22 protein-coding genes and 1 CRISPR repeat array are annotated in these 24,450 nt (G+C 47.2%); of the genes, 13 read left to right on the forward strand and 9 right to left on the reverse strand.

What is annotated here, in order from left to right; all coding sequences use genetic code 11:
• The first annotated feature begins 41 nt into the window (after positions 1–41).
• From ACFOEE_RS08815 to ACFOEE_RS08825, 3 genes are all read left to right on the forward strand, one after another.
• Complete coding sequence (locus ACFOEE_RS08815) at positions 42–776, forward strand: helix-turn-helix transcriptional regulator (RefSeq protein WP_377123299.1); 735 nt, start codon at positions 42–44, stop codon at positions 774–776.
• Positions 777–923: 147 nt separating this feature from the next.
• Positions 924–1,832, forward strand: coding sequence for a hypothetical protein (locus ACFOEE_RS08820; RefSeq protein WP_377123301.1), 909 nt, complete (start codon positions 924–926; stop codon positions 1,830–1,832).
• A gap of 350 nt (positions 1,833–2,182) precedes the next feature.
• Positions 2,183–3,109 (forward strand): prohibitin family protein, encoded by a 927-nt coding sequence (locus tag ACFOEE_RS08825; protein ID WP_377123303.1) that lies wholly within the window; start codon positions 2,183–2,185, stop codon positions 3,107–3,109.
• Between the two features lie 116 nt (positions 3,110–3,225).
• Here ACFOEE_RS08825 and ACFOEE_RS08830 read toward each other — a convergent pair whose 3' ends face one another.
• The 3 genes from ACFOEE_RS08830 to ACFOEE_RS08840 all read right to left on the reverse strand — a co-directional run bounded on the left by ACFOEE_RS08830 (position 3,226) and on the right by ACFOEE_RS08840 (position 5,244).
• A complete protein-coding gene (locus ACFOEE_RS08830; RefSeq protein WP_377123305.1) occupies positions 3,226–3,354 on the reverse strand; it encodes a hypothetical protein in 129 nt (42 codons plus the stop codon).
• Between the two features lie 138 nt (positions 3,355–3,492).
• Positions 3,493–3,940: direct repeats of the CRISPR family, unit length 28 nt; unit sequence GTTCACTGCCGCACAGGCAGCTTAGAAA.
• A gap of 231 nt (positions 3,941–4,171) precedes the next feature.
• A complete protein-coding gene (gene rimJ, locus ACFOEE_RS08835; RefSeq protein WP_377123307.1) occupies positions 4,172–4,738 on the reverse strand; it encodes a ribosomal protein S5-alanine N-acetyltransferase in 567 nt (188 codons plus the stop codon).
• Between the two features lie 218 nt (positions 4,739–4,956).
• Complete coding sequence (locus ACFOEE_RS08840) at positions 4,957–5,244, reverse strand: YciI family protein (protein ID WP_377123309.1); 288 nt, start codon at positions 5,242–5,244, stop codon at positions 4,957–4,959.
• A gap of 92 nt (positions 5,245–5,336) precedes the next feature.
• Between ACFOEE_RS08840 and ACFOEE_RS08845 the strand changes: the two genes are divergently transcribed.
• The gene (locus tag ACFOEE_RS08845) at positions 5,337–5,666 is read left to right on the forward strand and encodes a winged helix-turn-helix transcriptional regulator (protein ID WP_377123311.1); all 330 of its coding nucleotides are present in this window, start codon (positions 5,337–5,339) and stop codon (positions 5,664–5,666) included.
• Positions 5,667–5,729: 63 nt separating this feature from the next.
• Here ACFOEE_RS08845 and ACFOEE_RS08850 read toward each other — a convergent pair whose 3' ends face one another.
• The gene (locus ACFOEE_RS08850; RefSeq protein WP_377123313.1) at positions 5,730–5,909 is read right to left on the reverse strand and encodes a hypothetical protein; all 180 of its coding nucleotides are present in this window, start codon (positions 5,907–5,909) and stop codon (positions 5,730–5,732) included.
• A gap of 412 nt (positions 5,910–6,321) precedes the next feature.
• On the opposite strand from ACFOEE_RS08850, the gene ACFOEE_RS08855 reads away from it, so the two are divergent.
• Positions 6,322–8,748, forward strand: a complete 2,427-nt coding sequence (locus ACFOEE_RS08855) for a TonB-dependent receptor (RefSeq protein WP_377123315.1) — start codon at positions 6,322–6,324, stop codon at positions 8,746–8,748.
• A 38-nt stretch (positions 8,749–8,786) separates the two neighbouring features.
• On the opposite strand, the gene ACFOEE_RS08860 is transcribed toward ACFOEE_RS08855, so the two are convergent.
• Both ACFOEE_RS08860 and ACFOEE_RS08865 read right to left on the reverse strand, forming a co-directional pair.
• Positions 8,787–9,230, reverse strand: a complete 444-nt coding sequence (locus tag ACFOEE_RS08860; RefSeq protein WP_377123317.1) for a YaiI/YqxD family protein — start codon at positions 9,228–9,230, stop codon at positions 8,787–8,789.
• A 98-nt stretch (positions 9,231–9,328) separates the two neighbouring features.
• Positions 9,329–10,234: a LysR family transcriptional regulator gene (locus tag ACFOEE_RS08865; RefSeq protein ID WP_377123319.1), complete on the reverse strand. Its 906-nt coding sequence runs from the start codon at positions 10,232–10,234 to the stop codon at positions 9,329–9,331.
• Between the two features lie 132 nt (positions 10,235–10,366).
• On the opposite strand from ACFOEE_RS08865, the gene ACFOEE_RS08870 reads away from it, so the two are divergent.
• The gene (locus tag ACFOEE_RS08870; protein ID WP_377123321.1) at positions 10,367–10,837 is read left to right on the forward strand and encodes an OsmC family protein; all 471 of its coding nucleotides are present in this window, start codon (positions 10,367–10,369) and stop codon (positions 10,835–10,837) included.
• Here ACFOEE_RS08870 and ACFOEE_RS08875 read toward each other — a convergent pair.
• On the reverse strand, positions 10,803–12,221 hold the full coding sequence (locus tag ACFOEE_RS08875; protein WP_377123323.1) for an aminotransferase-like domain-containing protein: 1,419 nt from the start codon (positions 12,219–12,221) through the stop codon (positions 10,803–10,805). The two genes, ACFOEE_RS08870 and ACFOEE_RS08875, sit on opposite strands and share 35 nt — an antisense overlap.
• Positions 12,222–12,310: 89 nt before the next feature.
• Between ACFOEE_RS08875 and ACFOEE_RS08880 the strand changes: the two genes are divergently transcribed.
• Positions 12,311–13,678 carry a pyridoxal phosphate-dependent decarboxylase family protein gene (locus tag ACFOEE_RS08880; RefSeq protein ID WP_377123325.1) on the forward strand — a complete coding sequence of 456 codons (1,368 nt, stop codon included), beginning with the start codon at positions 12,311–12,313 and terminating at the stop codon, positions 13,676–13,678.
• A 48-nt stretch (positions 13,679–13,726) separates the two neighbouring features.
• On the opposite strand, the gene ACFOEE_RS08885 is transcribed toward ACFOEE_RS08880, so the two are convergent.
• Complete coding sequence (locus tag ACFOEE_RS08885; RefSeq protein ID WP_377123327.1) at positions 13,727–14,188, reverse strand: carboxymuconolactone decarboxylase family protein; 462 nt, start codon at positions 14,186–14,188, stop codon at positions 13,727–13,729.
• Between the two features lie 101 nt (positions 14,189–14,289).
• On the opposite strand from ACFOEE_RS08885, the gene ACFOEE_RS08890 reads away from it, so the two are divergent.
• Positions 14,290–15,192, forward strand: coding sequence for a LysR family transcriptional regulator (locus ACFOEE_RS08890; RefSeq protein ID WP_377123329.1), 903 nt, complete (start codon positions 14,290–14,292; stop codon positions 15,190–15,192).
• 46 nt (positions 15,193–15,238) lie between these two features.
• Here ACFOEE_RS08890 and ACFOEE_RS08895 read toward each other — a convergent pair whose 3' ends face one another.
• Positions 15,239–17,800, reverse strand: coding sequence for an Ig-like domain-containing protein (locus tag ACFOEE_RS08895; RefSeq protein ID WP_377123331.1), 2,562 nt, complete (start codon positions 17,798–17,800; stop codon positions 15,239–15,241).
• Positions 17,801–18,086: 286 nt separating this feature from the next.
• Here ACFOEE_RS08895 and ACFOEE_RS08900 point away from each other — a divergent pair, with 286 nt between their 5' ends.
• From ACFOEE_RS08900 to ACFOEE_RS08920, 5 genes are all read left to right on the forward strand, one after another.
• Positions 18,087–18,908, forward strand: a complete 822-nt coding sequence (locus ACFOEE_RS08900) for an alpha/beta hydrolase (protein WP_377123333.1) — start codon at positions 18,087–18,089, stop codon at positions 18,906–18,908.
• A 312-nt stretch (positions 18,909–19,220) separates the two neighbouring features.
• Positions 19,221–20,702, forward strand: coding sequence for a flavin monoamine oxidase family protein (locus ACFOEE_RS08905; RefSeq protein WP_377123335.1), 1,482 nt, complete (start codon positions 19,221–19,223; stop codon positions 20,700–20,702).
• A 9-nt stretch (positions 20,703–20,711) separates the two neighbouring features.
• Positions 20,712–22,403, forward strand: coding sequence for a thiamine pyrophosphate-binding protein (locus tag ACFOEE_RS08910; protein WP_377123337.1), 1,692 nt, complete (start codon positions 20,712–20,714; stop codon positions 22,401–22,403).
• Positions 22,404–22,437: 34 nt separating this feature from the next.
• Positions 22,438–23,379 carry a hypothetical protein gene (locus tag ACFOEE_RS08915; RefSeq protein WP_377123339.1) on the forward strand — a complete coding sequence of 314 codons (942 nt, stop codon included), beginning with the start codon at positions 22,438–22,440 and terminating at the stop codon, positions 23,377–23,379.
• A gap of 2 nt (positions 23,380–23,381) precedes the next feature.
• Positions 23,382–24,395 carry a twin-arginine translocation signal domain-containing protein gene (locus tag ACFOEE_RS08920; RefSeq protein ID WP_377123341.1) on the forward strand — a complete coding sequence of 338 codons (1,014 nt, stop codon included), beginning with the start codon at positions 23,382–23,384 and terminating at the stop codon, positions 24,393–24,395.
• Positions 24,396–24,450 lie beyond the last annotated feature (55 nt).

The following is a 24,450-nucleotide window of genomic DNA, read 5'->3' on the forward strand; positions in this document are numbered from 1 at the left end:
GGCGTGAGCCGTAATACCCTGTTTTAGGTAAGGAGGGTAGGGTGCATAAGTCTGAGCGTTTATTCCAATTGGTCAACTTGTTGCGTGGCCGCCGACTTGCCATTAGCGCACGGCAACTGGCAGATAAATTAGCGGTGTCGGAGCGTACTATTTATCGCGATATCCAAGACTTACAAAGCCAAGGCGTGCCCATCAGCGGTGAAGCGGGCGTTGGCTATATTCTTACTGAGTACGACTTACCCCCCATGATGTTCACTATCGCTGAGCTGCAAGCGTTACTGCTGGGCAGTAAAATGGTGAGCCGCTGGACTGATCCATTATTTGCCGAACAAGCACAAAGTGCGCTGGCTAAAATCGAGGCAATCTTGCCTGGCGCGCTCAAAGAGCAGTTAGATGACTCGCCTTATATGGTGGCTGGCAGTGGTTATTCTTTGCAGCAACAACACTTCAACCGTGATCTGCGGCTCGCCATTAATCAAGGTCTGTGTGTAATGCTGCATTATCGTGATGTTGAGGAGCGGCTAACCGAAAGGTTGATTGAACCATTGGGTATGGTGTTTTGGGGCGGAAAATGGACGCTGGTGGCATTTTGCCGTTTGCGTCAAGGGTATCGGGAATTTCGCCTTGACCGTATGGTTGAACTCAGCCTAAGTCGAACTTCGTTTGTGACCTCTGCGGATAAATGTATGGGCCATTATGTAGAGTTAGTACGTGCTCGCTATGCGCAAATGGCCAAAGAAGCCGAAACCTGTCAGCAAGTAGCACAAAATAGTTAAGTGATTGGTTTGGCCGTTATCTTAGAACCCGAGTTTGCTGATGGTTTACCAATAAGGTACCTAGCTTGTAATCACCCGTAATGGTTTTTTCTTGTTTGAGCATTATGCTGCTCGTTGTCCATTGAACGTATATCACAAGGAATAACCATGGCAATTATCACCTACACCAGCTTGAGTAATATTAAAAATTTTAGCATCAACGAGTTGCCGAATACACCACAGCAAATTGAGCAGCAATTGCACAACTACAATGAAATGGCTCACGCATATTCACCAGCACCGTTTGATTTGATCCGCTTAAGTATGACTCAACCGCTCACGTCGCAATATTGTGCGGCTTATAGCTTGACTGCCGTCGCAGCGACGTTTGGGATCCTACCTGAAGACAAAACAATCGCAGTTACCCGAGGCGAGGGCTGCCCATCCAAGGTCACATTGAGCTGTGACGACAACTTCAGCACTTTAGCGCTAAAACTCTTTACCTTGACGCGGTTTGATGTTGAAGAGATCAAAAAATTATTTGACCTTAAATGTGAGTCCGAAAGATCAGAAAAAGTCGCACGTGTGCTCGAAGAGGCTAAAAAAGGCGGAAGTATGCCAAGACGAGTTGCTGAAGTGGCAGAGAGTTTAGGTCTGCAAGCAACACTTTTTGTTACATCGGATGCTTACGACAACTTTGCTACGCTGGCACAGAAAATGATAAAAGAACTAGGCTCCACCGCGAGTCCTCAGGAGGTGTTAGCGTTTGTATTTGGTGATCCGCAGAAATTTACTGTAACAAACTCTCCTATGCCAATACCTCAAGCGGATGAACTCAATTTAGTGTTAGTTTCGACACCCGTAAACTCATTACATTGGGTGGCGCTCAGTAGTGATAGCACTTATTTTGATTCGCTTCGCAACTATCAGCCAGGCGGTCAGTTTGGCTGTGTTGGTAGCAGCTGGTCATCACGACCTTATGTTGATACCGGAGTGTGGGTGACAGTCAAAAGAAAGACGCAGCAAAGCCTCGCACCAGTTAAGCTAAACAGCGAAGGGTTGTTTACTTTTGACTAAGGTACAGCGTTATCTTGTAAGCGAATCCCCATGAGCATAGATATCCTATGTGATTGGGGGATTAAGAATGCGCGTTTTTAGTACTTGTTTGTTAGCTCAGGTTTCTTTGAGTAGTTAGCTTGGGCTAATACCTCTATTACAGACATTACAAATGTTATTTTCAAAATAGATAGGTGTTAATCGCAATAATTCTTATTGCCGATACGGCTAAAACTGAGTACTCTGTACTTTAATTGGGTAACTCACCCCGCCACACTTATTATGTAACTGTTTTAAAAGTATTTATGGCGATCAAGCAGGGATGTTCTCTACCCAATCACTTGGAATATAAAATACAGTTAGGAACTTCTATGCTCAGTAATACTAACCCACGAATAAAAACCCCAAATTTTGGCAAACATCTCGGCAAAGCGGCAATAGGGCTTGCGGTAGTGATTGCCCTTTCCTCGGTGTTTTACACTATAGATGAAGGCCATGTTGGCATTGTTAAACGTTTTGGTGAAGCAAAACAGCAGGTGAACCCTGGTTTACAGTTTAAAGTACCATTGGCGGACTCGGTTGAGCGGTTAGAGATCCGCACCCGTAAAAATGTGGAGCGGTTACGCGCGGCAACATTTGAACAAATGCCAATTGACGCTGAAGTCTCGGTTAACTGGACTGTGGTGCGCAGCGAAGCGTTTGAACTCTTTAAAAATTACGGTGGTTTAGATCAGTTTGAAAACCGTATTCTCGACCCTAAACTACGCTCAGCAGCCAAAGAAGCCTTGGCCCATTATAAAGCCGAGCAAATCGTGCAAAACCGAGGGCAGGTAATTCAGCAAATTGAAGAAACCTTACTTGAAACCATGAAAGAGTTCCCAGTTAAACTCGACAGCGTGCAAATTGAGAACCTAGTGCTGCCAGAAAAATATCTGCAAAGCATTGAAACCAAACAAACCGAAAAGAACTTAGCAGATGCGGAAAAACACCGTTTAGAGCGCCAAAAACTGGAAGCTCAGCGCGAAGTAAACACCGCCGAAGCCGCCCGTGATGCGGCTAAAGCCCGTGCTGATGGCCAAGCATACGCCACCCTAAAACAAGCCGAGGCTGAAGCCGAAGCGATTCGTCTAAAAGGCTTGGCAGAAGCAGAAGCCATGCACAAAAAAGCTGAAGCGCTAAACAATAACAAGATGCTGGTGGAATACACCAAGGCCCAACAGTGGAACGGCCAAATGCCCACCACCATTATGGGCGAAGGCCAAGGCATTCTGTGGAATATGAAAGAATCAGGTAAATAAACTGCAGCAGCGGGGAACAAAATCCGCCTTTATCTGAGAGAATTAAAGGCGCGATTTTATCTAAAGAACACCACAAAGAGGTGTCCTTGTAAGCGATTGACGCTGTCGGCGCGATTTTATATCGCGCTGTTCAACACTGTTTGCTCTACAGTAGACATCACCACCAAATAACAGGCCAAAATCAAGGTCAACAACCGCGCAGTTGAAAACTCCATCAAAATGGGTTTAAGTAATACTTCCCGCACAACTTTTACCCTATTTTTTCGCTCTTTAAAAATGTGCTTTTAATTCAACAAGTTAAAGTATATGATTTTTTAATAGGTAAAAAGCGGTTTTTTGCCCTAACCTCATGTTGCAACTTACGTTTTTTGATTTATTCTATAGTTCACTGCCGCACAGGCAGCTTAGAAAAGCGATTCAAGTAAGGTAAAGGCTCAACCAAGGTTCACTGCCGCACAGGCAGCTTAGAAAATTTGGCGGAATTAGCGTTTACGCTGCAACTGGTTCACTGCCGCACAGGCAGCTTAGAAACAGTTCACCAGCCTGCCCAGTGGTTGGAATATGTTCACTGCCGCACAGGCAGCTTAGAAAAGTCGGTGTAACGAAGTACTGATTTAGCACTTGTTCACTGCCGCACAGGCAGCTTAGAAAATTCTCACCCGGAGCAAGGTGTTTTAGTCCGTGTTCACTGCCGCACAGGCAGCTTAGAAAATTTGAACCAATGTTGGTCAGTACTCCCGTTAGTTCACTGCCGCACAGGCCGCTTAGAAATTTTACTGCAGGGTTTTGGTTGATTAGCTTTAGTTCACTGCCGCACAGGCAGCTTAGGTGACGAGCGACCGACAAAAATATCGGGAATATTTTTGAACGGCGTAGCCGGCCTTATTGGCGTAAGGCAGGATGCCTGAAGTCAACGCAGTTTCGAAGCTAGGAAGTGAGGTCATGGCAGGTTTTTTGTTCCCGACAAAACCTAAGTACCTAAATCCATTTAGGCAATGACCGAAGTAACCAAGCTCCAAGGATGGATAGGCGATAGATCATGCTCACCGCCATTGATCCTCTCTATGACTCAATATGCTCTGGATTTAACTTGGCAGTTAGCACATGGTCTTGCCATGTGCCGGCAATATTTAGATAGGATTTAGCGTAGCCCTCGCGCTCAAAGCCAAGTCGCATTAATAAGTTTTCGCTACGTTGATTGTGTGGCAAGTAGTTGGCCATAATGCGATGTAACCCATAGTTTTTAAACACATAGTCAATAGCGGGGTTAAGCATTTCAAACATTAAGCCTTTGCCTTGCGCGCTGGCGGCGATGGAATAACCTAAATGACAGGCTTGAAACGCACCATAGACGATGTTGGAAAAATGACAGACGCAGATTATTTGGCTGCGAGAGTGGTTTAGGCCAACCAAAAAAAGCGAATTGCCCGCCTGAAATTGAGCGAATAACTGTGTCAGCCTTTTTTCAATGGCCGCATCGCTAAAATAGTCTTTGTCGCGACTTGGTTCCCACGGGGCTAAATGTGCTCGGTTTTCTCGCTCGTATTTGGCCAGTAGCGGGAAATCTTGCGGTAATAACTGCGTAATCACAAGATTATCAGTACTTATTTCTGGAATTGCGGGTGACATAGTCATTCCTTTCTAAGCGATTGTATTACAGAAGGTATCACAGCGGTCTCAAGTTAAAACGACCCTAATTGACCTGTGAAATAGCCGCTATTTTAGCGCTGAAAGCGGCATTTAACCATGAGTGAAGGTATCCCCACTATGCGCAGGGGTAACTTTACACTGTGCTACCCAACCCGTTTTTGCAAAACATAAAGTTGCAAAGCACGATTTAGGCTTACTTACGCCAGCAAATGCACATAGTCAGTGGATGCCATCACTGGCGTAAATTCGGTGATGTGATAGCGGACAAGGCCTCTTTTGATAAAAGGGTCATTGTCCAAAACTTGCTTAAGGGTGGCTTCATTGCTGTGCTTGGAGAGCAAGATCCCACCAGTTCTGGGTTCTTTGCGGCCACCAAATAGCAAATTTTGTGATTGATACTCTTTCGCTAAATAGTTGCGGTGTTGTTCGGTTAATTCAGGGGTAATTTGGCTGACATCGGTAAAGGTCATATCGACTAAAAACATAATTCCCTCGCTTTTTAAGTGGGTCGGTATAAAATAAGTGCTACGTATTTCGTAGCGAACTTTACCGCTACTTTTTTAGAAGCGCAACAGTTATGACCACACCTATCCCCAATCAGCCAGTACGAGGTTCCAGTAGTGGCGTTGCAATTATGGCGGTATTTGACCTGCTAGGACGTAAGTGGAACATGCGTATTTTGTGGGAGCTAAACCACCAACCGCACAGTTTTCGTGGGCTGCAGGCAAAGTGCGATGATATGTCGCCTTCGGTGTTAAATAGCCGTATCAAGCAACTCAGTGAGGCCAATTTGGTGTTAAAAACGACGGAAGGATATCAACTTACCCCGCAGGGCAGTGCGTTAATGCAGACGCTAAATCCACTACGAGAATGGGCAGCGGAATGGGAAAAGGGTTTTAGCAGTTAAGGTGTGATGGGCTCACACAGTATAGTGCGCAAGCCCTTCGCATAACTTGTTTTAAGCTAAAGCTTAACACTTGCCTTTTTTAGCTTGACCCGGTGGGCAGAATTTACCGTCGGAATTTTCACTTTTGTTGTTATCGTCGGTAGCGACTTTCACTTTCACGTCGCTTACTTCACCCTCAACGCGGGTTAACTGGCAACCCGCCAGTAAGCTGAGACTACAAAATGCTAATATTAATGTTTTCATAAATTAAACCTTGGTGACTCATTAAGTGCCCTGTCAGCGTTGGCTAAATCAGGATAATAAGCAGTAAGTTTGCCGTGCTTAACCTGACAACATCCTTAACACCAGAAAATTGGCTACACACATTATGCGGCGCTAAACCCACACAATTGCAACCAGCTCGCGCGGTGATTTAAGTTTAGCTGTAAGTTCGATAACTGCTAAAAAAGCGCATTTATTCTGTTGGTTAAGCTGTAATTGTGTCTAAATTGCAAACAAACTAAGTGAGTTGCAAACCGCAGCCTAAATGCCCCCAAATTGATAACAATTATAACTTTATTGAAACGCAAATGAGAGTTGTTATCATTTGTGTTGCGTGGTAAGCTGCGCGCCTTCTTTAGAATAATTACTCTCAATTGATTGTCTGGAGTGACTTATGCAATTCTCGCGCACCACTTATTCTCGCTCGCCACTTTCGCAAGCTGTACAGCTCGCGTTAGTCGGTTGTTTGTTGACAAGCCCGTTAGCCAGTGCTGAACAAGACCAGCAAGCCATCGAAAAAATCAGTGTTTACGGTAAACACAATAAATTGATTTTGGCCTCAGGCACGGCAACTAAATCAAACATGGCGCTGATGCAAACGCCAGCAGCGGTAGTAGTGGTAGACAGCGAATTATTGAATAGCCAAAACAATACCACTTTGCAAGAAGCCCTGCGTAATGTCAGTGGTTTAGGTCAAGCGGGCAACAATTACGGTATTGGCGACACGTTAATTATGCGTGGCTTAGGTGTGAACTACACCTATGATGGCATGTACGGCGGCGCGGATTTAGGCAACAGCTTTAACCCAACCCGCTCTATGACTAACGTTGAAAGCCTTGAAGTGCTAAAAGGCCCTGCGACGGGTTTATACGGCATTGGCGCGGCAGGTGGGGTGATCAATATGGTCGAGAAAAAACCGCAAGACCAAGCCGCGTATCAACTTAATGCCAAAGCGGGTGCGTGGAACACCTATGGCGTTGGCTTTGACGCGACTAATGCACTAAATGAGGATTGGGCTTACCGTTTGGTGGCTAATCATGAGCGTAGCGATGGTTTTCGCGCCTTGAGTAGTGGCCGTGACGAAGTCTATGCCAGCTTACGTTTTAAAGCCGCTGCTAACCAAAATTTACTGTTTTCAACTGCGTATATCGACGATAGTAACCAAGTTGATTCAATTGGCGACCCAGTGCGGATCATCAACTGGGACAATATTGCGGGTGGTCAAGGCCCTGTAACTGCTGACCAATTACCAAACGACGCAAAAGGAAAAGGCTTACAGCTGAGTGACGCGCAGCGTCAACAATTGGCCGATTCGATTTTGCCAAGCGATGGTACGTCGCCGTTTCGTTTAGGCAAAGGTGATTTAATTTCGCCACTGTCAATGCCCAATGAGGGTAAAGAGCTACGCGCTAAGGTACGCCACGATTGGTATTTAGACGCCAACAGCACACTGACGCAACAGCTGTTATGGCGCGATTATGAGTCGGATTTTGTGCGCCAAACGGGTGCCTATAACTATGTATATTGGCAGCGTAGTGGCGTGGTTAATGCTAACCCGCGTGCGCCGTTAGTGGTTGATGGCGAGCTATACCCATTTGCCGCGCGCCGTCAGGAATATCGTCGTCAGGTATCGTCAGAGCGCACTTGGCAATACTTTGCGGACTTACAACTAAGCTGGGATATGGGCAGCGTGGTAGGTGAACATTTGCTAAGTGTAAATGTTGAAAACCGCGATATGGCGGTAAAAAGCTGGTCGGCATATGACGCCGATGGCGCGAAAAAGGGTGCCAATGCCATTCCGTATATTTTAGACATCCGCCAACCAAACTGGCCTACGGGCGACTTTATGGATTACTCACCGGTACTGACCAGCAACTACGATAAGTCGCTGCGCGCTTACGGGGCGAGCTTCCAAGAAGTATTGTATTTAACCGATGCGTTAACTGCCCGTGCTGGTGTGGCTTACACGCGAGTAGAACAAGCTTACCAGCATAAAGGTACTGACCGAGCGCCTGAAATTGCCAAAGAAGCAGACAGTGACGATGCGGGTGTAACTTATAACTTGGGGGTTAACTACCAGTTTACGCCACAGTTTGCAGCCTTTGTGAACTATGCTAAAGGGCGCACCGCTTATAGTGTGCTGGGTAGTGTGGTAGATGAAAGCACCAGCAACGAAGCCAACCGCCCTGACTCTGAATCAAAATCGTTTGATGTTGGTATTCGTTTTACCGCGTTGCAGGAAGATTTATTAGGCTCGCTGGTGTGGTTTGATACCCGCCGCACTAACTTGCGTTATAACAACCCAGATTATAACGACAATCCAAACGACCCTGAGTTTAACATCAATGTACCGCGCTACTTCTTTGATGATGAGGATTCAACCAAAGGCGTTGAACTTGACTTAAACTTGGCCCTAGCAGACAGTTGGAAGCTTAACCTTAACGGCATTGTGCAAGATGCGGTTGAGATCCGTGCAAACACCCGTTCTGGCCAAACCAAAGGGGTGCCAAAGCAGATGGCGCGTGCTTGGTTAAGTTATCACATGCCAGTGTTTGATGCGCAAGATCAACTAGAACTGAGCTTAGGTATGAGTTACGAGAGTGAGCGTTCGATTAATTCGGTCTCGTTTGGTATTCCAGAAGCGTATGTTGACGGTTATACCCGTTGGGATGCGGCGCTACGCTATCAAAACGCGCAAGTGAAAGTTCAGTTCAATATCGAGAACTTATTTAACCAGCATTACTATAGCAAAGCGCTATTTTTAGGTGGTTTACCGGGTAACGAGCGCAATGCGAAAGTGACTGTGAGTTATCAGTTCTAAGCAATCACTGCAAACTAGGATGGGCGCGGTGGCGCCCATTACACCCGCGCTAGAATTTTATCTAACTCATCGGCAAAGGCTTTTCGGTCACGTTGATTGAGTGCCGCAGGCCCACCAGTATCAATTCCACTTGATCTTAACGTATCAAAAAAGTCCCGCATATTGAGCCGCTCTTTAATGGTGTTTGGGGTGTAAAGCTCACCACGCGGACTTAACGCTTGACCGCCTTTGGCGATGATCTCTGCCGCTAAGGGAATATCAGCGGTAATAACTAAGTCACCCACTTCACAGCGCTGCACAATTTCGTTGTCTGCCACATCAAAGCCCGCTTGCACCCGTAAGGTTTTAATAAATGCTGAAGGCGGCACCCGTAGCGACTGGTTAGCCACTAAAGTGGTGACTAAACGTTTACGCTCAGCGGCACGAAACAGAATTTCTTTTATGACGACAGGACACGCGTCGGCATCTACCCAAATTTGCATAATATTTGCTCTTAAACTCAGCTTGGTTTGGTTTATTTGCCGCAGCTTAGCAGTTTTCCCCGCCAAGCGCAGTGAGTTTAGGCTGAGGCAAGCTCAAGTTAGTGATTAAATTCTGCCACTAACCAAGCGCGAAAGAGCGCGAGCTCGTGGCTTTGCGCGCGTTTTGGCGACACCAAATAATATTGATAAGGCAAACGTTGACGTAACTCACTAAAGCCGTGCAAATTCGCAGAGTTCAAGGCGTCACTGGCTAAGCGTTGCCACAAAAGCGCTATCCCCTGTTGCTGCTCTGCTGCTGCCAGCACCAAATTTATATGGCTAAAACGTCTTAATTTGCCCGCCAGCGACGAGTTGCATTGCAAGTGGCGTAGAAAGTACGGCCAATTGAGGTTGCCCGGCGCATCTTCAAGCCCAGCATGGTATTCCAAGCGGTCATGGTGCATGAGTAAATGCTGCAATGTCTGTAGTTCATTCTGCACAGATAAGCTTTGTAAAAGCGCATTATGGCAAGCAGGTAAAACATATTCGTGTGATAAAAACTCAACATGATGTTGCGGGTAATGGCCATCGCCAAAATGCAAATGGGCATCAAAGTGGCTATGCGCAAAATCAACCAATTGATCGCGACTATGGAGCTCAATATTGATGTGTGGGTGGCGCTGATAAAACCGTGGCAGCCGTGGTACTAACCAGTGCTGGGCAAAAGAGGGGATAGCGGCAAGTTGTATGGTGATGTAGCACGTTTCGCTCTGGCATGCTTGAACGCCTTGCTGGATCATGGCTACGCCGCGGTTTGCCTGTTCAATCAAGGCCATCCCTGCGGCACTTAACTGCACACCTTTGGCTTGGCGGACAAATAATTTTACCCCTAATTGTTGCTCCAATAATTTCATTTGATGGCTCACGGCGCTTGGCGTGATATGCAAAAGTAGCGCAGCTTTGGAAAAGCTTAAAGTTTCTGCCACCACGGTAAAGGTATGAATGGCAGAGTAGGAAAAGGCCATAAAGGTCACCACAATTAAACGAGTGTTGTGAGTTTAACTCATGTTAGGGTGAGAAATGATCGCTTTGTTCTTTTTTGCTTTTGCAGCAAGATAATCGCCTTAAAAGTAGTGAGGTTATTTAGGAGAAGAGTTATGTCGAAGTATAGTGCAACCGTTTTCTGGCAACGTGGCTTGGACGAAGCGTTTATTGATAACCGCTACAGCCGTGCTCATCAGTGGCAGTTTGATGGGGGTGTGGTGGTACCTGCATCGGCTTCGCCTAGTATCGTCCCTGAGCCTCATGCCGTGGCGGCCAATGTTGACCCAGAAGAAGCCTTTGTGGCGGCGCTCTCCAGTTGTCATATGTTGTTTTTTCTCAGCCTTGCTGCCAAGCAACAATGGCAGGTGGAGCGTTATCAAGATAACGCTGAAGGGTTAATGGCAAAAAACCCGCAAGGGAGAATGGCCATGACGCAAGTTTGGCTGCGCCCGCAAGCGCTCTTTGCCGCAGGCACTGAGGTCACCGAGGCACAGCTTAATGCCTTGCATCATAAGGCACACGAGCTGTGTTTTCTTGCCAATTCAGTCCTTACTGACATTTTGATTGAGCCTGTGTTGCCTTGAGATAAGCGGCTTTGATGAGTCGCAGCGCTAAACGTAATTGTGCTTCGATTTCAGCAGTAAGCTTTAAGCCAAAGTTTAAGCGTAAATAATGGCGATAGAGCGGCGTGGTCGAAAAGTCATCGCCATCGCGCACGGCAATCCCTTGTTTGGCGAGTAATTGCTGTATATCTACGGCGATCAATGGCGCAAGATTGAGCCAAAACACTAAGCCGCCATGGGGTTTTTGGGGAATTAACGGTGCAGGCAATTCACTTTGCATGACTTGCAAATATTGCTCAGTTTGCGCTGCCAAAGTGCGATTCACTTGGTGTAAATGGCGCGCATAGTGACCGCGCTGTAAATAATCGGCGAGCGCTAACTGTAGTGGCTGATTGCCCCCCAATGAGCGAGTGGCAACGCAATCAACAAATGGCTGATAAAAACGCCCCGGCTCGCACCAACCAATCCTAAGTCCTGGTGCTAAGGTTTTTGACACACTGCTGCACCACAGTACCCAACCAGCCTCATCATAATATTTTAGCGGCAGCGGTATCGCAGCGCCGTGACTGAGCTCACGAAATACGTCGTCTTCAATAATCGGGCACTGATAGCGTTTGGCTAAGGCGGCCAACTGCTGTTTTTGGCTGGTAGACAGACTATGACCAGTGGGGTTTTGCTGATTAACCGTGAGTAAACACGCTTGTACTTGGTTGTTGGCAAGCGCGTGCTCGAGTTGGGTGAGATCTAAGCCTTCGGGTGTACTTGGGATCTCCAATACGCGACGCTGCAACAGTGCCAAGGTATTTAATAAACCAGAATAACAAGGGGAGGCAACCGCGACCACATCTCCCACTTGAGTGGTGACTTGCAGCGCTGTCATCACTGCATCCAAACAACCTTGGGTGATCACCAAACGTGCGGCTTGGCAGTTAAAACCTTGCGCCGCAAAATGCTGGCACAGCGCCTCGCGTAGCTGGCTGTTGCCCGCGACGTTAGCGTAGTTAAACAACTTGCTGCTGTGGCGATTGACTCTGGCAATGCTGGCTGCTAAATGCTCACTGTCCATTAACGTTTCATCGAGCTGTGCGGTGGCAAAACCAAATAAGGGTTCTTGCGCTAAACGTTGGCGCAGCAATGGGGTGGCCGTTTGCGCGACAAAGTTGGGAAAGTGCTGCTTGGTGATTTTCGGTGTGGGGGCAACAAAATACCCGCGTTTATTGCTGGCAACAATGAGCCCTAACGATTCCAACTGGCGATAGGTAGCAAGTGCAGTGGTCATACTGACTTGATGTAATTCACAACATTGGCGCAGCGACGGCAAAGCTTGCCCCGGTTGATACTCCCCTTGCTGTAATTTGTTTTGTAAAAGCTGGGCGAGTTGTTGATACTTAGCCGATTTTGTCATCTGTTATCTAAAAATTTAAAAAATCTGTATCTGTTATCTAATCCTCACCGATTTACACTGATTAGGTCAACACTTGTGAGGAGCACAGCATGACAGAGCAGGATTTAATCGCCGCTTTACAACAACAGTTGAGCCAGCAGGCCAATGTCACCACAAGACCGGTCACCGTGGCGGGCAGCCACTATCCATATCAGCCATTACCGGAGCTAGGGCAAGGTTTTAGCGGATTTTGCGAAGCATTTAACTCCACCATCGCGCCGCAATTATCAGCCAGCAACGGCCCGCGGTATTGGGGATTTGTCACTGGGGGCGCTAATCCTGTAGCGACCTATGCCGATTGGTTGGTTAGTAGTTTTAATCAAAATGTCTCTAAGGGTGGTGATTCAATCGCTTCTACAATTGAACGGCACACCGTACGTTGGTTAACGGAGCTCTTTGCCCTGCCAAGCCAGTTTGATGGCCTATTTACCACCGGTGCGACCAGTGCCAATGTGCTTGGTGCGTTGACGGCGCGGCAATTTGCCGGCCAGCAGCAAGGTATTAACGTGGCGCTACAAGGGTTTTATGGTGTGGCGTGCCAAGTGTTTAGTGCCACGCCCCATGCCAGTATGCAAAAGGCGCTCGGCTTTGCCGGCTTTGGTCAACAGCAATGTCAGCAAGTGGCGCGTTTAGCGGGTACTGAGGCGATGGATGTGGCCGATTTAGCCGCGCAGCTGGCGGCACACCAACGCAATAACCCCGCAAGTACAGCGATAGTCATTGCCAGTGCCGGAACCGTGACAGGCACGGATTATGATGATTTAGTTGCCATTGCGGCGCTTTGCCATGAATACCAAACTTGGTTACATGTCGATGCCGCATTCGGAATTTTCGAGCGTTTGGTGTTTGGGGCAGACGGTAAAACTCAAGGGTTAGAATTTGCTGATAGCATCACCTTAGACTGTCACAAATGGCTTAATGTGCCGTACGATTGTGGGGTATTTTTAACCCAGCATATTGATGTATTGAAAGCCACTTGCCATGTGGATGCGCCTTATTTGGCGAATGATGATGACGAAATTCCGTTTATGTCGCTTGGCATTGAAAACTCGCGACGGTTTCGCGCCTTACCTGCATTTGCAACCTTATATACTTACGGTAAAGCAGGCATTAAAACGCAAATTGAGAAAAATATGAACCAAGCCAAGCAATTAGCAGATTGGCTGGCGCAGTCACAAGCCTATCAATTGCTTAAACCTTGTGAGTTAAACGTGGTGGTGTTTGCTTTAAAGCACGGCGATGATGCGCAAGTAAGGCAATTACTGGCCGACATTAATGCAACTCAGCAAGTGTTTATGACCCCAGGGCGATGGCAAGGGCGCGCGGCGATAAGGGCAGCATTTAGCAATTGGTCAACCACGGACGAGGACGTTGCGCTTGTTATCAAATTATTGGGTGAGTTGGCTGAACGGCTGTAAAGGGGCTTGACAGGGAAAGCCCTTCACCAAGGGTGAAGGGCCTTGGTATTACTGAGCGTTAACTTTGTAATGCCCCGCAGGGAATGCAAACGCCTTCATTAGGCGGTTCCAGCTGTTGATTTGGGCAATCGCTAGGCTGATTTCAGCAATGTCTTGCTCATTAAAGAATGCTTTCAAAGCCACAAATGCTTGGTCGCGTTCTGTTTGTGGTAAAGTTAACACCGTCAGCGTGTGCGCAAAGGTCAATAACGCTTTTTCACTTTCTGAGTAAAAGTCGCAGTCGCGATATAACGCTACCATTTGTAAACGCAGTGCAGTTTCGCCCGCTGCTAGGCCTTCCTTGATGTGCATATCTAGGCAATAACTGCACTGGTTTAAACTCGAAACATAACAGTAGATCAGTTCCAATTGTTTGATATCAAGAGGACAATGGTGGTTGATGTGTTGTTGTAAAGTCAGCATTGAGTCAAATAACCGACCAGGTACTGCTTGATAACTGATGTTCGACATGTGTAATACTCCTGTTAGTAAGTGACTAGGATTGTAGGCTTTTGCGTAAATGGCTAGAATCCAAATAATGACTGAAACTGTTTTGCATATTAAGCAAAGATATGATCGACAATATCCAAATTTTTCTCACCGTGGTTGAACAAGGTAGCTTTAGCAAGGCAGGTGCTGTGCTGGGCATGGCGCCCTCTTCGGTGGCACGTAATATCGAAAAGCTTGAACAGCATTTTGCATTGACCTTGTTTACTCGCAGTACTAGAGCCTTAACTCTGACTGAAAAAGGCGAGCAGTTTATTGCTGGGGCAGAGCAAATGTTGCAGCACTATCAGCAACTGCATCAGCTTAGCGACCAAACTCAGCAAACCGTTGCAGGACGGCTTAGGATATCAGTGTTGGAGAGTTTTGGCCGACTTTGGATAGCACCGCTCGTGACCGAATTTTTGACTCGTTTCCCTGAGGTGCAGATTGATTTAGCCTTAGATAATCAAGTGCAAGACTTATACAGTGGTAATATTGATTTAGCCATTCGTATTGGTACTTTGGCGGACTCCAGTTTAATTGCTCGCAAGTTAGTGACCAACCATACTTTACTGGTGGCCGCTCCCAGCTATATTGCAAAATATGGGCAGCCCACGACACCGAATGATTTAGAAGCGCACAACTGTTTATGTTTGAATCGCGGGCGACAAAACACCTACTGGCACTTTCAAACTCCGCAACAAACCTTGCGGGTGCAAGTGAAAGGGAATTTGACCTCAGCGGGTGGCACACCCTTGCTGCAGGCGGCAATTCAAGGTTTAGGGGTGGCGCAACTCACCAGTTGGATGGTGCAAACAGCGTTGCAACAAGGGGAGCTACAGCAGTTATTACCCGCGTGGCGAGTGAGTTTAAATGATGCCCATGACAGCAGTATCTATGCGGTCTATGTAAAACAGGCGTTTCCGAATCCTTTGTTACGGGCGTTTTTAGATTTTCTAGTAGAGCAGCTACAAAGCGAATTGAGTTAAATTAAGGCCAGCGAGGCTGCTGGCCTTACTTATCTAAGGTTAATTATTACTGACCTTGATTCATTTGCGTGAGTTTATCGCCGATAGGCTTAGAGAAGTTGTAGCCATCGTATTTATCCCAGTTGATTGACCACGTCATCACCCCACCGAATTGGCTGTATTGTTTCGCAGGTACTATGGTGCCGCATTGTGTACCTTTGGTTAAACAATCCAACGCAGCGATGATATTCGCCGTTGGCGCTTGCCCTGAATTGGCGGATTTTGGCCCTGAAGGCAAGCCAATCGCGACTTGATCATCACGTAGCGGTGCAAATTGTTGGCCATTGGCAAGGGTAAAGCCTTCAACCAGCATTTTTGCATGGGCCACCATCATGTTCACAGAACCTTCTGGTGCACTGCCGGCTTCATACGGGTTAGGTAAACCGCCATTGTTATAGAGCTGCACGTGCAATAAGTCTAAGGTATCGCGCAGCGCATCAATCAGTGGAATATAAGCGCCCCAAATGCCTGAATAGGCAATCATGCCACCGTGAACATAAGGATGTTCAGGTGCCATAGTCAGGTACATGTTGCCACCGAGATTTTGCTCAATTTGTTTTAGCGCGCGCGGTAAACGGGCTTGGATCTGTGAGCCATGCACTAAGTTCGAGCCGCTTTCAAGGTCAATGTCTAAACCATCAAAACCCCATTCCTGCACGATAGCAGTAAGGCTACTGACAAAGTTGGCTTCATCAGAGTCGGTATTTAAGGTGATAGTGCCTTCTGCGCCGCCTAAACTCAGGACAAAGATTTTGCCTTGCGCTTGCAGAGCTTTGATGTCGGCTTTGAATTTAACTGGATCTATCGCTGGGCAAGTGGAACGAATGTCTTTTTCAAACGGGGTGAAGTGAACCGTGCCAGTTGAGTTACGGTCGTTTTCTGCAAATGCGATATCAATCACATCCCACGCAGGTGACATCTCTGACAGCGGGATGGGGCAACCAGCCGGATTAACAAAGTTATGCCAATAACCAATCAGTTTATGGGTTTTACCAAGCGGTGCATCGACCACTTCCACCGCCACCCCTTGGCTTGATGCTTCATTGCCCGCGGTATCTTTGGCGACTGTATTAAGCGTTACATTACCAACTACTGCTGGGGTATAAGTCCATTGGTATGGCGCGGCATTGTCGCTGCCTAGCAGCACACCGTTGGCGTAAAAACGCACTTCACTGATTTGCCCAGCCAGAGCTGTGGCATTAGCTTGCAACTGCGCCGCTTTACCAAGCACCAAACGGCTACCCGGAGTGGGTGCTGTAAGTGAAGTCACTAGCGCTTTATCCGTCACAGTAAGCTGCTGCTCAGTTTGCCCTACATTGCCTTCGTTGTCTGTTGCTAGCGCTTTTAAAGTCACATTACCCAGCGTGGTCGGCGTCCAGCTAAAACTGGTGCTAGATTGTGCCACTGAGGTCAGCAAAGTGTTGTTAGCATAGACATCAAGTTGGCTAATTTGCCCGTCGGCATCATTGGCGCTTACTGAAATTTGCGTTGCTGCACCTTGTAACACAGTGCTGTCTGGGGCGGGTGATTGGAATTGTACTGTTGGCACTGCGGCGCAAAGGCCGGCTTCTGTCCAAGCATCGCGCCAGTATTGACCAACACCTGGTTCATACGCCCATGTCGCGTTTGAACTACACCAGCCTGCGACATCACAGCGATATTTTAAGTTGTTGTGTGCTACCAGTTGCCCTGCGCTATAAGCTTGGCCTGCAACATAGTTAGCCAGCCCCGCGCAGCCACCCGATTGTTTCGCAACGACTTTAACATTTACCGTGCTCATCGCTGTGGCGCCTTGGTTATCGCTGACAATGGCTTTTAAGGTGTGTTCACCAACTGGTGCCGCTTGCCATTGATGCTCATACGGCGCACTGGTGTCGGTCGCCAATAAGGTTTCACCAAGCCAAAATGTCACTTGGGCTACTGCACCATCACTGTCTGCAGCATTGACGCTCAATGTCACTTGGGTGTCGAGATCAAGTTGCGCATTGCTCATTGGACTTTGAATGCTAATTGTCGGTGGGATATTGCCATCGGCTGCTTGCACCGTTACCGACACTGCCGTGCTAGTGCTGCTTGCACCGCTGTTATCGGTAGCTGTAGCGGTAATTTGGTGCTGGCCTAAAGTTGCCACCCAGTTGCTTTCAAATGGGCTCGTGGTATCTGTACTGAGTAATTGCCCATCGACAAAAAAGGCAACCGAAGCGATAGTGCCATCACTATCTGCTGCGTTCGCTCTCAGGACAGCGTTGTCATTTTCAGCCAAAACACTGTTATTGGCAGGCGAGGTCATAGCAACCGTTGGGGCTTGATTACCGCTACAGTTACCTAGCAATTTCCACACACCATAGCTATCGCTATTGGTTGCTGGAGACTGGTTTTGCGTCCACCATTTTGCTTCAAAAGCTTGATTTTCAAGTGTGACTTTAGAACCGCCAGTGTAAACAGCATTACTTTGCCATGCCGCAAGACCGGTACAGTCGTATGCAAACACAGGCTGTGCTATGCCAAGTGCGGCAAGCGTGGCGACACTCGCAAAAGTGCGCCGCGAGTGAGATGTGCGTTTTGTCATGATTGACTCCTTTACATGTTGTTATTGCTCAAAGCTTAATCAGCTTATAGGTAAGTAAAGTGTTAAGCAAATGAAAACTATTGCATTCAGTTCACGGAAATACGGCGTACAAGGTGAGTTTGTAACTACAATGCATGAGTTTTTATAAGCTAGGTCAATAATGCAGTTTATTATTTATTTTGCTTTATTTAATTATGTTAAAAAATCATTAATTTAATTGCTGTTTTTGATTTTGTTTTGTATTTGTTTTGGGTATCATGACGCAGTTTTATTATAAGGAGGTTTTATGTTACGTCGTGCAACTCTCATTTTAGCTTGTAGTGGATTGGTTATTTCTGGCCTAAGTCAGGCGCAAAACACAAACTTAGCAAAACCAACAAATACTGTGCAAAAAAATATCGTATTTGTCCACGGCGCTCATTTTAAAGCATCTGGCTGGCAGCAAGTACAAAGCTATTTAAAATACAGTAACATTGCGAGTGTTGCTGTGGATTTACCCGGCCGGCACACGGATATTGACCCTAAAAGCATCACTTTGCCCGTGGCAGCTAAAGCGCTCTGTGAAGTCTTGGTCGCTAAGCCGCAACCAGTGGTTTTGGTCGTACATAGCCAGGGCGGTGCCGTTGCTCATGCGGCGCTCAAAGAGTGCCCGCAAGTGGTGGTGTCAGATCTCGTTTATGTGACCGCCGTGGCGCCGCTTGATGGCGCTAAACCTTTTGCGCTATTGAGTAAAAAAGATGAAGAAAGTTATTTTAAAGGAGTCACTTATAGTGACGGTTGGCTGCGGGTAACAGACAAACAAGCCTTTGTAAATACCTTTACCAATTCGACCTCGCAACAGGTGCGTGATGAAGTGTTGAATAATGCAGTTGATGAACCAGCAGTGACTGGTGATGGTGAAGTTAATATTACTTTGAAAGATTTAAATAATATTAAAACCCATTATATCTTTGCGCTCAATGATGAGATTATATCAATAGAGAGTCAGCGCGCTATTGCCAACTCTATCAATCCAGCTTCTTTATATATTTTAAATTCAGGCCACTTGCCAATGCTATCTCAGCCAAAAGAATTATCAGAAGCGATTAAGTCTGCAGTGCGTATGTGATTGCGTACATATTAATAGTTCTTATATACCCAAGCTACTTCAAGTTGGCAGGGTATAACCGAGCAGGCAAACATAAGGTCGCTGACCTTATTCGCGCCTGCCTGTAGTGAACTTAACCTTCCCTAAATTGCCTATCTTGGTTTGGTAACGACCAGATACGCCGTGTACACCATGCGCTCTTCATCGTGACGACGAACAACGCCAATTTTGCGCGTTTGGGCGAAGCTATGGCTGTGGTACTACGGGAGGGCGTGTTAAATAGGCTAAGAGTGCTAAAAAAGGGTCTGAAAGCCCGATTGTAAAGGATATTACATGAATAACCTTGTTATTGAGCGAGCTATTGCTGGGCTCCAACAACTACGGCACAGCAAACCGCTTGCTGCACCTACCAGTGTGACGATTATTGGCGCTGGGATCACCGGATTATGTTGTGCTTACGAATTACAAAAGCTGGGTGTTTTGGTCACTTTGTTAGAGGCAGACCCACAACATATTGGTGGTCGTATTCGCACTTTACGAGAGTCCGACACTTTATACGCTGAGTTGGGCGCAATGCGTATCCCAAAAGGACACCATTTAACCCGTTATTATCTTGAAACACTTGGACTTAAACTGCGGCCATTTGTGCAAGAAAGCGACAAGGTCTTTGCTTTGGCGCGAGGCCAAAAAGTGGCGCGCAATGCGGCGGGCTATGAGGCACTAAAGGCCAAATACGCATTGACCGAAAGTGAGCGTTTGATGTCCGTTGACGATATGTGGCATTTGGCGGTTGTTTCGGTATTGGACGGCTTGACGCTCGATGAAAAACAGGCGCTTTATAGCAAACGCTTTACTTCGCCAAAGTTAATTGAATTAGACCGCATGTCTTTGAAAGATGCCTTTATCGCAGCGGGTCTCAGTGCCGAAGCCAGAGAATATGTGACGGTGATTTATGGGGTTTCCACGCTGATGCAAACCGCGCTCACTGAGCATTTGCGCGAAGAATTAGAGGGCGTTTGGTTTAACGGATTTGACGAAGTGGTGGGTGGAACGGATCTATTACCACAGCGTATGTTTGCAGCCATGCAAGGGAAAATAAAATACTACCAGGGCGCCAAAGTGGTTGGAATCCATAATCAGAGCGACCGAGTTGATGTCTGCTATCAGCTGCGTGATGGGACTAAATCCATAATGTCGTCGGATTTTGCCATTTGTACGCTACCGTTTGGGGTACTCGGGAAAATCGATTTTGCCAACAGCATTAGTCATGTTAAACAACGGGCATTTTCCCAAGTGAATTATGACTCCGCGACTAAGGTGTTGATCCGCACTAAAAATCGTTTTTGGGAGCTTAACGAGAAAATCTATGGTGGCGGTAACATATACGATGCGGGTTTAGGCCACACTTGGTATCCCGCCGACAACGCCAGCGCCAAGGATCCCAGAATTTCCAATGCGCCGAGCTATTTATTGGCATCGTACACTTGGGGGCAACATGCACGGCGCATAGATACGATGAACAACTTAGAGTTGAAAGAATTTATCTTCCTCGAATTAAAAAAAGTGCACCCTTATCTGGAACTCACCGACATTCTGAGCGTGATGCGTTGGAGTTGGGGTAATCATACGCACTCCGCAGGCGCCTATGCGTTTTTTAATCCAAGTGATCAGCACGATTACTTTGCTGCAATGCAAGAACCGGAAGGCCGACTGTGCTTTGCCGGTGAACATTGTTCGTTATACCACTCATGGATCCAAGGCGCTTTACTCTCAGCTTGGAACACCATTCAGTACCTAAAAAATCAGTTTAAATAAGGAAATACCATGTCTTATACGGTGTCAGAATTTATCACCTTGCGCTTAAAGCAACTGGGTTGCCGCCATGTCTTCGGTGTGCCCGGAACTTCTTGCTCCGATTTTATCGATGCCCTAATGGCTGACGAGGATATGCACTTTATCAATACCGTTAATGAGCTTGAAGCGGGTTATGCTGCTGACGGATATGGCCGCCAAGGTGCGTTGGGCGCAGTGACGGTTGCTTACGGGGTTGGCACGTTGAGTATGGCCAATGGTATCGCAAGTGCGCTAACCGAGCGCGTGCCTTTGATTGTGATAAATGGCGGCCCAACCGATAAAGACTGGCGAATTGAAGCTGAATATGATGTGCGCTTTTCCCATGGTACAGGGTTTGGCAAAACTGATTTAAAAGTTTTTGCCAGCCTCGCCCTTGCCGCTGAGGAAATTCGTACACTCGACAACGCCGCAGCCATTATTGATGAGTTGTTGACCACAGCTATTGAGGGTTCTGGTCCGGTTTATTTGGAAATTCCTCAAAACTTGTGGAAGCAGCCGATTGGCGAGTTTTCACCTAACCTACAATACACGCCAAAACGCTTTACGGCTGGGCAAGCACAATTTAACCATACTGCTCATTCGCTGTTGCGTACTGCAACGCGGCCAGTAGTGCTATTGGGTGCAGAGCTTATCCGCTTTGGCCTAGTTGAAGAAGCGATGCGCTTTGTTGAATTTCAGCAATTGCCGTTTTACACCACCATGTTATCAAAATCTTTGGTAAGTGAAGATCATCCGCTTTTTTGTGGTGTTTATGACAGTGATTTAGCGCCGTCGACCATTACTCAAGGGGTTGAATCGGCTGATGCGGTGATAGCATTAGGCTGTTTGTTTGGCATAGATCATCGTCATTTAGTGGTGACGCTCGGCAATAAGTTGTGCCGCGTTGCGTATCACAAAGCCATGCAGGGGAAAACAGTCCTGCCCGCGCTGTCGTTAGGCGCAGCGCTTGAAACCTTAAATGCTTTACCGCTACTCAATACCACCGCGCGTCATATCCCATCGGTTGCTGGGCTGAGTTACGTTGAGCGCCGTGCACAGTGGCAAGGTAAACTTGCGCGTAAGCCTTTTGGGCTTGGTCATGATGATATCTTTGCTGCTATCGGCGAATTTATTACTGAAGTAACAGCACCTTACTATGTTTGTTTGGATACCTGCTTGGCGAGTTTCCCTGGGGCCGATATTCCGTTGACCGACGTACAATGCTTTTTAGCTAACCCAGTATGGCTATCTATTGGACAAGGTACGCCAGCGGCGCTTGGTGCCCATTTCGCCACTGGCAAACGGCCGCTTATCGTAACGGGTGATGGCGGCTTCCAAATGGTCGCACAGACGTTTTCAACGTTTGTGAAATATAACATTCCGGCCATTATTGTGATCATTGATAACGGTTCATACGCGATTGAACAATTCCTGATAGACGAAAGCTTCTTTACCAAGCCAGATGTCGAAGCACTGCCTTACGTGCTGCTCAATGGCTGGAAATACGAAAATATGCCTCATGTCTATAATGGCGGGCTAGGGCTGCGGGTAACGGATTATGCTGGATTACTCGGCGCCTTAAACTATGCGCATGCACGGCCTGACCAACCTTGCGTTATTGCCGCGCAAATCCCTATGAAAGATTTACCCGCAGAAAACCGCCGTTTTTTAGGACTTGAGTAAATACGCGAGTTATCACATGTACAAGGAAGAAATAATGTCCCTTTCGCGACGGGATTTTATCAAAGGCGCGTTGGCACTCAGTAGCATGGCAACGATGGAGCTTTCTGCTTCACCGCTGCTACGCAGCGTATTGCGCGAGCAACATAGTTATCAAGTGATATACCAACATCCACAGTGGTATCAGCACTTGCTGAATTTTATGGCTGCACAGTTTTATCTGTTTGAAGACATTGATATTCACGCCAAAGCGCAGACTATCAGTGGCGAGGAAAGCGAAGAAATGCTGGTGTTTGCTCGGTTACAGGCTTTGCTTGCTGAGCATCCCTTAAATTTGGCTTTAACTAATCAGCAACGTTTCAGCGCTTGGCAAGCTCATGCGGCAGAGCTGTTTAATCAACATCTTGGTGCGCGTCGAGTACAAGGCTACATGAGCATTGGCTTGCCCCATAGCGATTATGACCCAGTGCAAAATTGCGCCAATATTATGGGGCCAAAAGTTGCGCTAACCAACCCGATAGCTGCCGATTACTTGTTGCCCAATTATGCCACTAAAGTCGGCACCGCAGGTGTCGAAGAGCTGCCTTTAGCGCAGCTAGAGCAGCTCACCAAGCATAATGCAGGGGCTTTCGATTGTGTTGCACTGCACCAAAGTCCTGAGCGCTATAGCAGCGCCGCGTTTACCACTTTGCTCGGCAATCTACACCATTGTCTTAGTGCCGACGGCATCTTAGCAACACGGTTGTACGATGTGAGTGCACCATTACAAAGCCATTTCGCCGCTGTAATTGCTGATTGGCAGCTGCTGCTAGAGGGACAAAGTTGGCAACAGGCACTCACCCATCGTGCACGTCAGAAGTCCTTATCTGGGTGGCAGACTGAGTTTGCCGCCCACGGCTTTAGCGAAACACATCGAGTGCGAGTTAATCAACATGCTGCATTACCCGAGTATGTCGTTTTTTATCAGAAGGTAAGTTAACAATGAAAGAAAGCTTAGCGTTACCGCTATCGAGAAGAGCATTTCTTAAAAGAGCAGGGCTTGGGGTCGGATTATTGTCTACCAGTACTGCTAGTTTGGCATTGGATTCATTTGCCAAGGCTTCGCAAGGGCGTGTTGCGACGGCCGCCATAGTCAATGCAGGACTATTAGAGCAAAACCAGTTTAATCAGCATTTTCAGGGCTTAGCCAGCGCGCTTGGCTATCGTGCCAGTACCTCACGTCGCACCTTGATATTGCTTGGAGAAATCACCGATCACCCTTATCCAAGGTCGACGGATCTGAGGTTATTGGTGGCGACCGTGGCATCTTTACAAATGCAGCAAGTGCCAATCGCCAATGTGACTATTGCATACCACAGCCAAAGCTTAGCGGCGACTCGTCGCATCACGCAATTTGTTGCCAATAAAGCGGCTGAGCAGGGCGCAAGCTGGCCTGAACTAATTAATTTAGCTGACAACTGTGATTGGCAATTGCTGTCGGTGGCCAAACAGTTACCAGCCGTGAAGCTTGCCAAAGTGGTTGGGCAAGCAGACGAGCTGATTTGCTTAACACAATCTACGGATGCGCAAGGAGGGTCTAGCCATATTTTCTCACAACTGAGCAAGTTGGCGTTTGCGGACGAAACTCAGCGTGATTATTCGCAATTAACGGCGCAGATGTTACAAAGCCAGCAGTTACAAGCGGCGCTACTCAATAAAATCGCTTTGGTTGTTAGTAATACTGCAATGGTGATCGCAAAAGAGACCTTAACTACTAAGCATCTTCATCCCGGTTTATTGGTGATGTCGAGCGATATTCATACCCAGCAGTTGTTTGTCGACAGTTATTTGCACACAGTGACGGCGCCCTCTGCACCCAATCCGCTCATTTCTCACCAATTAGAATGGCTCACTGTGGCACAGTCGCTCGATCCGGTTACGATAGCTGGAGTTGAGCGACGATTGTTAAGAGCGGGCATTCGCTTAAAGCGCGTCGAGCAAACCATGTCAGCCTAATGGTTTTATGGGTTGGTGTTTACCACCAACCCGATATAAGCGCAGACGTAAAATC

The organism is Pseudoalteromonas fenneropenaei (genome assembly GCF_042643375.1).
GTDB lineage: Bacteria > Pseudomonadota > Gammaproteobacteria > Enterobacterales > Alteromonadaceae > Pseudoalteromonas > Pseudoalteromonas fenneropenaei.

Excerpts from the sequence above, each read along its gene's own strand:
- ACFOEE_RS08860 (WP_377123317.1), bottom strand. The coding sequence starts at position 9,230 with ATGCAAATTTGGGTAGATGCCGACGCGTGTCCTGTCGTCATAAAAGAA.
- ACFOEE_RS08910 (WP_377123337.1), top strand. The coding sequence starts at position 20,712 with ATGTCTTATACGGTGTCAGAATTTATCACCTTGCGCTTAAAGCAACTG.
- ACFOEE_RS08915 (WP_377123339.1), top strand. The coding sequence starts at position 22,438 with ATGTCCCTTTCGCGACGGGATTTTATCAAAGGCGCGTTGGCACTCAGT.
- ACFOEE_RS08900 (WP_377123333.1), top strand. The coding sequence starts at position 18,087 with ATGTTACGTCGTGCAACTCTCATTTTAGCTTGTAGTGGATTGGTTATT.
- ACFOEE_RS08920 (WP_377123341.1), top strand. The coding sequence starts at position 23,382 with ATGAAAGAAAGCTTAGCGTTACCGCTATCGAGAAGAGCATTTCTTAAA.
- ACFOEE_RS08850 (WP_377123313.1), bottom strand. The coding sequence starts at position 5,909 with ATGAAAACATTAATATTAGCATTTTGTAGTCTCAGCTTACTGGCGGGT.
- ACFOEE_RS08865 (WP_377123319.1), bottom strand. The coding sequence starts at position 10,234 with ATGGCCTTTTCCTACTCTGCCATTCATACCTTTACCGTGGTGGCAGAA.
- ACFOEE_RS08905 (WP_377123335.1), top strand. The coding sequence starts at position 19,221 with ATGAATAACCTTGTTATTGAGCGAGCTATTGCTGGGCTCCAACAACTA.
- ACFOEE_RS08890 (WP_377123329.1), top strand. The coding sequence starts at position 14,290 with ATGATCGACAATATCCAAATTTTTCTCACCGTGGTTGAACAAGGTAGC.
- ACFOEE_RS08885 (WP_377123327.1), bottom strand. The coding sequence starts at position 14,188 with ATGTCGAACATCAGTTATCAAGCAGTACCTGGTCGGTTATTTGACTCA.
- ACFOEE_RS08870 (WP_377123321.1), top strand. The coding sequence starts at position 10,367 with ATGTCGAAGTATAGTGCAACCGTTTTCTGGCAACGTGGCTTGGACGAA.
- ACFOEE_RS08875 (WP_377123323.1), bottom strand. The coding sequence starts at position 12,221 with ATGACAAAATCGGCTAAGTATCAACAACTCGCCCAGCTTTTACAAAAC.
- ACFOEE_RS08845 (WP_377123311.1), top strand. The coding sequence starts at position 5,337 with ATGACCACACCTATCCCCAATCAGCCAGTACGAGGTTCCAGTAGTGGC.
- ACFOEE_RS08895 (WP_377123331.1), bottom strand. The coding sequence starts at position 17,800 with ATGACAAAACGCACATCTCACTCGCGGCGCACTTTTGCGAGTGTCGCC.
- ACFOEE_RS08820 (WP_377123301.1), top strand. The coding sequence starts at position 924 with ATGGCAATTATCACCTACACCAGCTTGAGTAATATTAAAAATTTTAGC.
- ACFOEE_RS08880 (WP_377123325.1), top strand. The coding sequence starts at position 12,311 with ATGACAGAGCAGGATTTAATCGCCGCTTTACAACAACAGTTGAGCCAG.
- ACFOEE_RS08825 (WP_377123303.1), top strand. The coding sequence starts at position 2,183 with ATGCTCAGTAATACTAACCCACGAATAAAAACCCCAAATTTTGGCAAA.
- rimJ (WP_377123307.1), bottom strand. The coding sequence starts at position 4,738 with ATGTCACCCGCAATTCCAGAAATAAGTACTGATAATCTTGTGATTACG.
- ACFOEE_RS08840 (WP_377123309.1), bottom strand. The coding sequence starts at position 5,244 with ATGTTTTTAGTCGATATGACCTTTACCGATGTCAGCCAAATTACCCCT.
- ACFOEE_RS08855 (WP_377123315.1), top strand. The coding sequence starts at position 6,322 with ATGCAATTCTCGCGCACCACTTATTCTCGCTCGCCACTTTCGCAAGCT.